The sequence below is a fragment of the Granulicella sp. L56 genome, from assembly GCF_009765835.1.
GTDB lineage: Bacteria > Acidobacteriota > Terriglobia > Terriglobales > Acidobacteriaceae > Edaphobacter.
In genome coordinates, this window is record NZ_LMUS01000011.1 from 16985 (window position 1) to 23047 (window position 6063).

At 52.3% G+C, this 6063-nt stretch carries 7 protein-coding genes; 4 read left to right on the top strand and 3 right to left on the bottom strand.

The features are described 5' to 3' along the window. A partial coding sequence (locus tag GSQ81_RS19915) for a recombinase family protein (RefSeq protein ID WP_216846520.1) occupies window positions 1-195 on the bottom strand: 195 nt, incomplete at its 3' end. 507 nt (window positions 196-702) lie between these two features. Between GSQ81_RS19915 and GSQ81_RS19635 the strand changes: the two genes are divergently transcribed. Next, the gene (locus GSQ81_RS19635) at window positions 703-1479 is read left to right on the top strand and encodes a hypothetical protein (protein ID WP_158912511.1); all 777 of its coding nucleotides are present in this window, start codon (window positions 703-705) and stop codon (window positions 1477-1479) included. A 377-nt stretch (window positions 1480-1856) separates the two neighbouring features. Here the strand turns inward: GSQ81_RS19635 and GSQ81_RS19640 are convergent, their stop codons facing one another. After that, window positions 1857-2405 (bottom strand): ImmA/IrrE family metallo-endopeptidase, encoded by a 549-nt coding sequence (locus GSQ81_RS19640; RefSeq protein WP_158912512.1) that lies wholly within the window; start codon window positions 2403-2405, stop codon window positions 1857-1859. After that, a complete protein-coding gene (locus GSQ81_RS20415; RefSeq protein WP_371715356.1) occupies window positions 2371-3027 on the bottom strand; it encodes a helix-turn-helix transcriptional regulator in 657 nt (218 codons plus the stop codon). The genes GSQ81_RS19640 and GSQ81_RS20415 overlap by 35 nt, the downstream gene beginning before the upstream one ends. Window positions 3028-3151: 124 nt before the next feature. Here GSQ81_RS20415 and GSQ81_RS19650 point away from each other — a divergent pair, with 124 nt between their 5' ends. Genes GSQ81_RS19650 through GSQ81_RS20195 form a run of 3 tightly spaced genes read left to right on the top strand, consistent with a single transcriptional unit; the run spans window position 3152 to window position 5913 of the window. Beyond that, the gene (locus tag GSQ81_RS19650) at window positions 3152-3523 is read left to right on the top strand and encodes a DUF3892 domain-containing protein (RefSeq protein ID WP_158912514.1); all 372 of its coding nucleotides are present in this window, start codon (window positions 3152-3154) and stop codon (window positions 3521-3523) included. A gap of 37 nt (window positions 3524-3560) precedes the next feature. After that, window positions 3561-5012, top strand: coding sequence for a Mu transposase C-terminal domain-containing protein (locus GSQ81_RS19655; RefSeq protein ID WP_158912515.1), 1452 nt, complete (start codon window positions 3561-3563; stop codon window positions 5010-5012). Then, window positions 4951-5913, top strand: a complete 963-nt coding sequence (locus tag GSQ81_RS20195; RefSeq protein WP_158912516.1) for an AAA family ATPase — start codon at window positions 4951-4953, stop codon at window positions 5911-5913. The genes GSQ81_RS19655 and GSQ81_RS20195 overlap by 62 nt, the downstream gene beginning before the upstream one ends. The last annotated feature ends 150 nt before the right edge of the window (window positions 5914-6063 follow it).

Genomic DNA, 6063 nt, shown 5'->3' on the forward strand with positions numbered 1-6063 from the left:
GCCGGCGTCGTTGCGTCGATCCCCTCTGTGAGGCCGCGGAAGCCCCGCCTTTGCTTCCTGAATTCGCTCCATGAGCGTCAGCACATCTCTTAAGGATTGAGAAAGCCGGTCCAGCTTCCAGACGACGAAGCATGTCTCCATTACGGAGATGATCGAGCAGTCGCTGGGGCTTTGAGCGGTTCCAACTTTGCTCATAAAGTGTCACTTTCAGAATTATTTGGCGTAGTTTTTCAGAGCTATTTCTCGTAGTGTTACCTTTGCGCTCACCAAGAGCCAGACAAGACTCTTGATCAATATCCCAAACACAATCAGATACTTACCTTGCGCCGAGCGTGTTTGACTTCCACCGAAGGATGCCTCGACCTTCCACGTTGTTCATCAAACCCCTGAGACTACGCCAAATAAAGCCGATATACTACGCCATTTAGCGATCAAAGCTACATGCAGGCACAACTCATGGTCTGACGCCCGTCCTTAGTGATCTGGTGGAAGCGAACGATTACACGAAGCGTTACCATCACGGAGAAAATCCGAACGCTGCTTCTGAGCCAATCAACGATACAGAACTCCAGGGCTTTGTAGCGAAAACCCTATCGGTTGTCGGTTGCTGCCAATCAAAATCCCAACCGACACTCAAACGCAGAGAGTGGATAAATGCCAGTCGGAATATGCCCGATGTGTCTGGATGAGAAAAAGCTCTGTATGAGCCATCTCTTGCCTAAGAAGATATATCCACTTTGTCGGACGGATGAGTTCGAGCCGGTTGCCGTGAATACGAAAGTGATGCGGCCTACGGTCAAACAGACGAAGGCATATGTGCTCTGCGAAGCCTGCGAAGGTAATCTCAGTAAAAATGGCGAACGGATCACTGTGCCCCTGCTCTCCCGGTTTGGTGGACCGTTTCCGCTTTATGAGCGCTTGATAACGATGAAGCCGATTCAGGTGACGGAATCGATGTCTGTATATGCTGTGGTGGACAATCCTGAGATCGATGTGTCTAAGCTGATCCACTTCGGTATCGGCATTTTCTGGAAGGCGTCCGTTCACTCGTTCGGGAGTGGCAGCGGCAGTCACCGGATAGATCTCGGTGAAGATAGCGAAGCTTTGAGGCTCTTCCTGCGTGGCGAAGCTCCGCTGCCAAACCATATCGCACTAGCGGTGGCGGTGGAATCAGGGCAGATCCGCTACCCCGCGATGATTGACCCGTTCCCTGGCGACAATCAGGACTTCGTCAATTACTTTTTCTATGTCCCCGGTATGCAAATGCAGATATACATCGGCCATGGGGTGCGGGAGTCGTCTAGCGCAGCATACTGCATCAACATCAATTCTCAATGCCCGATATTGCTCGTTCCGCTTGCGAAGCACATGCGAGGATGCATGTCTAAACATTCGGCTGCTGCGTACAAGACGGAAAAGCTCCTCAAGACAACGGCGGAAATAGAGGCGCGTGGACTGAGCGTAAAACTCGGTGACTAACGGTGGTTCGCCACAGCATCAATTGAGTAGGTGAGAACAAATACCGGTTACCGGACCGCCTCTACATCCTCTGTCGAAATTCTTCGACGACCAGCTTCCTTTCGCTCGATCGACCGTCTTAAATTCGTCTTATCCAAGAACAGTTGCTGTGGCGCCCGCGCTACATCCACAAATTCCAGCTGACTGATGTTCCAACAGACTTCCGTGATGCATCTGAGGCAATGTACGCCAAAGAGTGCCCAAAGACCTGCGCCACATTCCGACCCAAGCTACAGCCGATCCTGGCCAAACAAGCGACATCATTTTTCACACAGCTCATCAACGAGGCCATTTGTATAAGGGCCATTTAACTTGAGACATATAGACGTCCATCCCATTCAATACATCGGGAGGAAACCAAGATTCACTAGCCTGTAGTGCATGGCATTCTGGCTCACGTTGTATTTTTTGGCGAGCATCAAGACGTCACTATCGTCCAGTCCAAGTTCCCCGTTGTAGAGCATTTTCTTTTCTAGATCTTTGCGAAGCATTCGCTTCGGCATAAGCAGACTTGCAGCAAAGAAGTTCGCTTCGATCTCCCTCCAATCATTCGCTTCAGAAGACCTGCCATCACGACGCAAAACTGTGAACTGCCAATCGAGGTGATCCTCATCGACGTGGTTCAAAAGATGATGAGCAAGCTCATGAGCCACGGTGAAGCGTTTGCGCACAGGTGCCTGCGCCGCATTCACAGCGATTCCTTTCAGGCTATTACTCTTGATGAGAGCTCCTGACACATCGGCATCCATGGCAGTCTCTACTACTGGCAGCCCTTCGGCTCGCGCAATTACCTCAATGGCAACAGGAGCGGCAGTGATGTTGTGTTGTTCTAGCAACTCTTCTACTTGTTCTTCAATCTGACTTCGCGTCTTCGGCTTCGTGATCATAATTCCTCCCCTTCAACGCTGTGAGAAGTTCGCGCGATTCCTGTAGAAACTGAACATCAGACAATGCAACGTGATCGGTCCGTACACGGTCGAGCCCATGTCGTTGCTTTTGAATCTCTGCATCTGCTGGGAGAAGACGTTCAATTGGTAGATCGAGGGTACGAGCGAAGAGGTAGACATGATGCAACTGGATATGTTGCTTCCCGCCTTCCATATTGGCGATGGTTACTCTGGATAGGCCCACCCTTGCTGCCAGTTCACCTTGAGATAAATCGCGAGAGCGACGGGCCCGACGCAGATTTGATCCAAACACTGTATCTACAGCACCAACTAGTCCGGGTGAATGGACGGTTGTTTCTACAGCACTCTGCATACAACCAAGAATATGACACATCACTTCCAATGTCAACAAATTATTGCAAACTGTAAAGTGATTCTTACATATTGAGATGGTTTTGATTCCCGCTTGACAGTTTCTCCCGAGACTGCTCAAATCGGTATTGTTACGCTTCACCGACACGACGACCGTTCTGAGTTGTAGAGAGGAAGATAGAGGATGCCGGTCCGTCTTACGAACGAACCGGCATCGGGTGGCAAACCAAGGTTCGCCCTGCCACTCCATTCAATGATGAAGTGACGCCTACGGAATATGATGCCATATTTCGTGTTCATCGAGTGCCTCAACAGTCGGGGGAACCACAGAGTGACTGACATCGAACGGGATGTCGGTTGGAGTTCGTCCCCTTATGGCCACATTCAACGTGACTTGCACGGAGCGGCATGCCGTTCATCAACGTATTCTTTCTATCGGCTGTACCAACGTTGCGACCGGTGCCGAACAACGCTTCAGTGAAGCAGAGGCTATCGGGCGGATTGAGGCGCAAACGGACAATTTTGTCGTTCGCGATCGTCTGGGACATCAAGCCGTCGTTGAGATAGAGCATCGCGAAGGATCTAAGTTTCTGATCACCCGACGCGATGAGGTTAAGACCGATAACCTGGCCGCGCTCCCGGCTTGCATTACTAAACCAATAGTCGTTCCACCGATTCCGCCTTATCGGCCAGTCACTCCGGCACGTTCTCACTCGGTTCATTCGGAATGGAAGGGCTGGGATTGACTGTCGCTTTCAGAATTATTTGTCGTAAAGTCCTTGCATGCAAGAGCTGAGTGGAATGTCGGAAGCAACTCGAGATGTTGCTATGGCTCGGTATCGGGTGATCCAGCCATATCTGGAACAAAAGAGATCTCTGGCGATGGTCGCGGTCGACGCGGACGTCTGCTTTCGTACCGCTCAAAGATGGGTAAGTCAGTATCGGAAGCTTGGGCTGGTAGCCCTTGCACGCAAATCAAGAGGCGACCGAGGCGCGAGAAGGGTGGTCTCACCGCAGATCAAGGCCGCGATTGAAGGGTTAGCTCTCGAAAGACCTCCATTACCCATCCGATCCATTTGCCGCCAGATTCGACAGTTTGCAGAGGCCACAGGCGAGACACTTCCCCGCTACGGCACTGTCTATGATCTGGTTCGTGAGGTTCCCGGCAGCCTTTTGACCCTCGCGCATCATGGCAGCAAAGCTTATAGCGAAGGCTTCGATCTTGTTCACAGGCGTGAGGCACCAAGAGCAAATGCCATCTGGCAGGCAGACCATGCACTCCTAAGTATCCTTCTGCTCCGCGAGGATGGGCAGACCGCTCGACCATGGCTGACCATCGTGATCGACGATTACAGTCGTGCCATTGCCGGTTACTATCTTGGTTTTGACCCGCCTTCTTCTATCAGAACGGCTCTCGCGCTTCGGCAGGGTATCTGGCGCAAAGGGCATCCGCACTGGCACATCTGTGGCATACCAGAGATGCTCTATACAGATAACGGATCGGATTTTACGTCGAAGCACTTGGAGCAGGTCGCTGTTGATCTCAAAATCCGCCTTGTTTTCTCAACGCCAGGCAGACCTCAGGGGCGTGGCCGGATCGAACGCTTCTTCCGAACAGTAAACACTATGTTCCTTTGCGAGCTCGATGGCTTTATCCGCAGAAAACGACATAAACCCACCCTCTCACTAGAACGCTTTGAAGAACTCTTCCAAGCATTTTTGTTGGAGACCTACCACCGTCGCATCAGCGTCAAAGGTCGGCTCGCGCCTTCAGAGCGTTGGGAGGAAGGTGGATTTCTGCCGCGCATGCCTGAGTCGCTTGAGCAGCTCGACCTCCTCCTGATGCAGGAAGTCCGCGCCCGTAAAGTGCGCCGCGATGGCATTCATTTTCATGGTCTCCGATATCTGTCACTCACGCTGGCCGCGTACGTGGGAGAAGATGTCACCATTCGCTTCGACCCCCGCGATATGGGCGAGATCAGAGTTTTCTACAAGGATCGCTTCCTCTGCCCGGCGGTCTCAGCGGAACTGGCGGGAGAGACGATTCCATTGCGAGACATCGTTCGCGTGCGCAATCAACGTCGACGCGAACTTAGCTTGATCCTCCACGATCGGCAACAGATAGTCGATTCACTCCTTCAACTGAAGAAGGGTTTTACTCCCAAGGAGATCCATGAAAACGCCGCTACCCCATCGGTATCCGCAGCCCGCATCAAAAGGTACCGCAACGAGTAGCCAGGCGTTTATAGAAACCATTGAGTACAGGCGATTTGTTGAATTTTGCGATGCCTGCCGCCAATTCCGCTACATTGGGCTGTGCTATGGACCGCCTGGTATTGGGAAGACACTCTCGGCCGTCAAGTACAGCAGAGCGGAAAAAATCGTCGCGCACGATCGGTGGACGAGCGAAACCACGGACGACCTTCCGGTCGACACGTTGCTTTACACAACCTCGGTGATCAACACACCATCCAGAATCTCGCAGGATATCAATATGGCACGGGAGAAGGTGATGAGTATCGTACTCGATCCTCTCCGACGTGAGGGCAGCGCTGCCTTAGAGCTGATCAGAATTCGAGACGAAAAGCGACGAAAGGAACTGCTGGAAACTCCGGATTTCTCTCCACGGGACTGGCCATCGGTGGATCCAACCTACTTCGAAACCTATAAGGAATATCGAGCGAAAGAGCGAGCAGTAGCTGATCCGACCACCCTGATCTTGGTGGATGAGGCCGATCGCCTCCAGATGAACAGTCTCGAACAGATGAGATCTATCTTTGACGAAGGCACGGCCGGCATGGTGCTCATAGGCATGCCGGGTATAGAGAAGCGGGTCGCTCGTTTTCCGCAGTTCTACTCGCGCATCGGGTTCGTCCATGAGTTCCGTCCTCTCGACGCATCTCAAGTCCAGGAATTGCTCGAAAAACGATGGACGCCTGCCGGCGTTGTCCTCCCGAACGAGCAACTCGTTCCAGAAGTGATAGCGAGCCTCATTCGGATGAGCGGCGGAAATTTCAGGCTTTTGACTCGGCTCCTCACTCAGATCGAGCGAGTTCTCAGCGTGAATGATCTTCATGTCATCTCGACGGCGGTTGTTGAAGCCGCCCGCGACAGCCTCGTCATCGGTCCCGGCTAAAGCCGAATACGACAAATAATTCTGAAACCCTACGACAAATAATCCTCGAAGCTACAACAAGGGCGACTACGAAAACCGCACCGAATGGCATCGCGTCGATGCCTGGAGGAATCTCTCGAAGTTCGCCAAAACTCTCCAAAAGGGGCAGCT

What these genes read in the sequence shown, in the direction of transcription:
- GSQ81_RS19655 (WP_158912515.1), top strand. Translation starts at nt 3,561, where the DNA reads ATGCAAGAGCTGAGTGGAATGTCGGAAGCAACTCGAGATGTTGCTATG.
- GSQ81_RS19640 (WP_158912512.1), bottom strand. Translation starts at nt 2,405, where the DNA reads ATGATCACGAAGCCGAAGACGCGAAGTCAGATTGAAGAACAAGTAGAA.
- GSQ81_RS19650 (WP_158912514.1), top strand. Translation starts at nt 3,152, where the DNA reads ATGGCCACATTCAACGTGACTTGCACGGAGCGGCATGCCGTTCATCAA.
- GSQ81_RS19635 (WP_158912511.1), top strand. Translation starts at nt 703, where the DNA reads ATGAGCCATCTCTTGCCTAAGAAGATATATCCACTTTGTCGGACGGAT.
- GSQ81_RS20195 (WP_158912516.1), top strand. Translation starts at nt 4,951, where the DNA reads ATGAAAACGCCGCTACCCCATCGGTATCCGCAGCCCGCATCAAAAGGT.
- GSQ81_RS20415 (WP_371715356.1), bottom strand. Translation starts at nt 3,027, where the DNA reads ATGGAGTGGCAGGGCGAACCTTGGTTTGCCACCCGATGCCGGTTCGTT.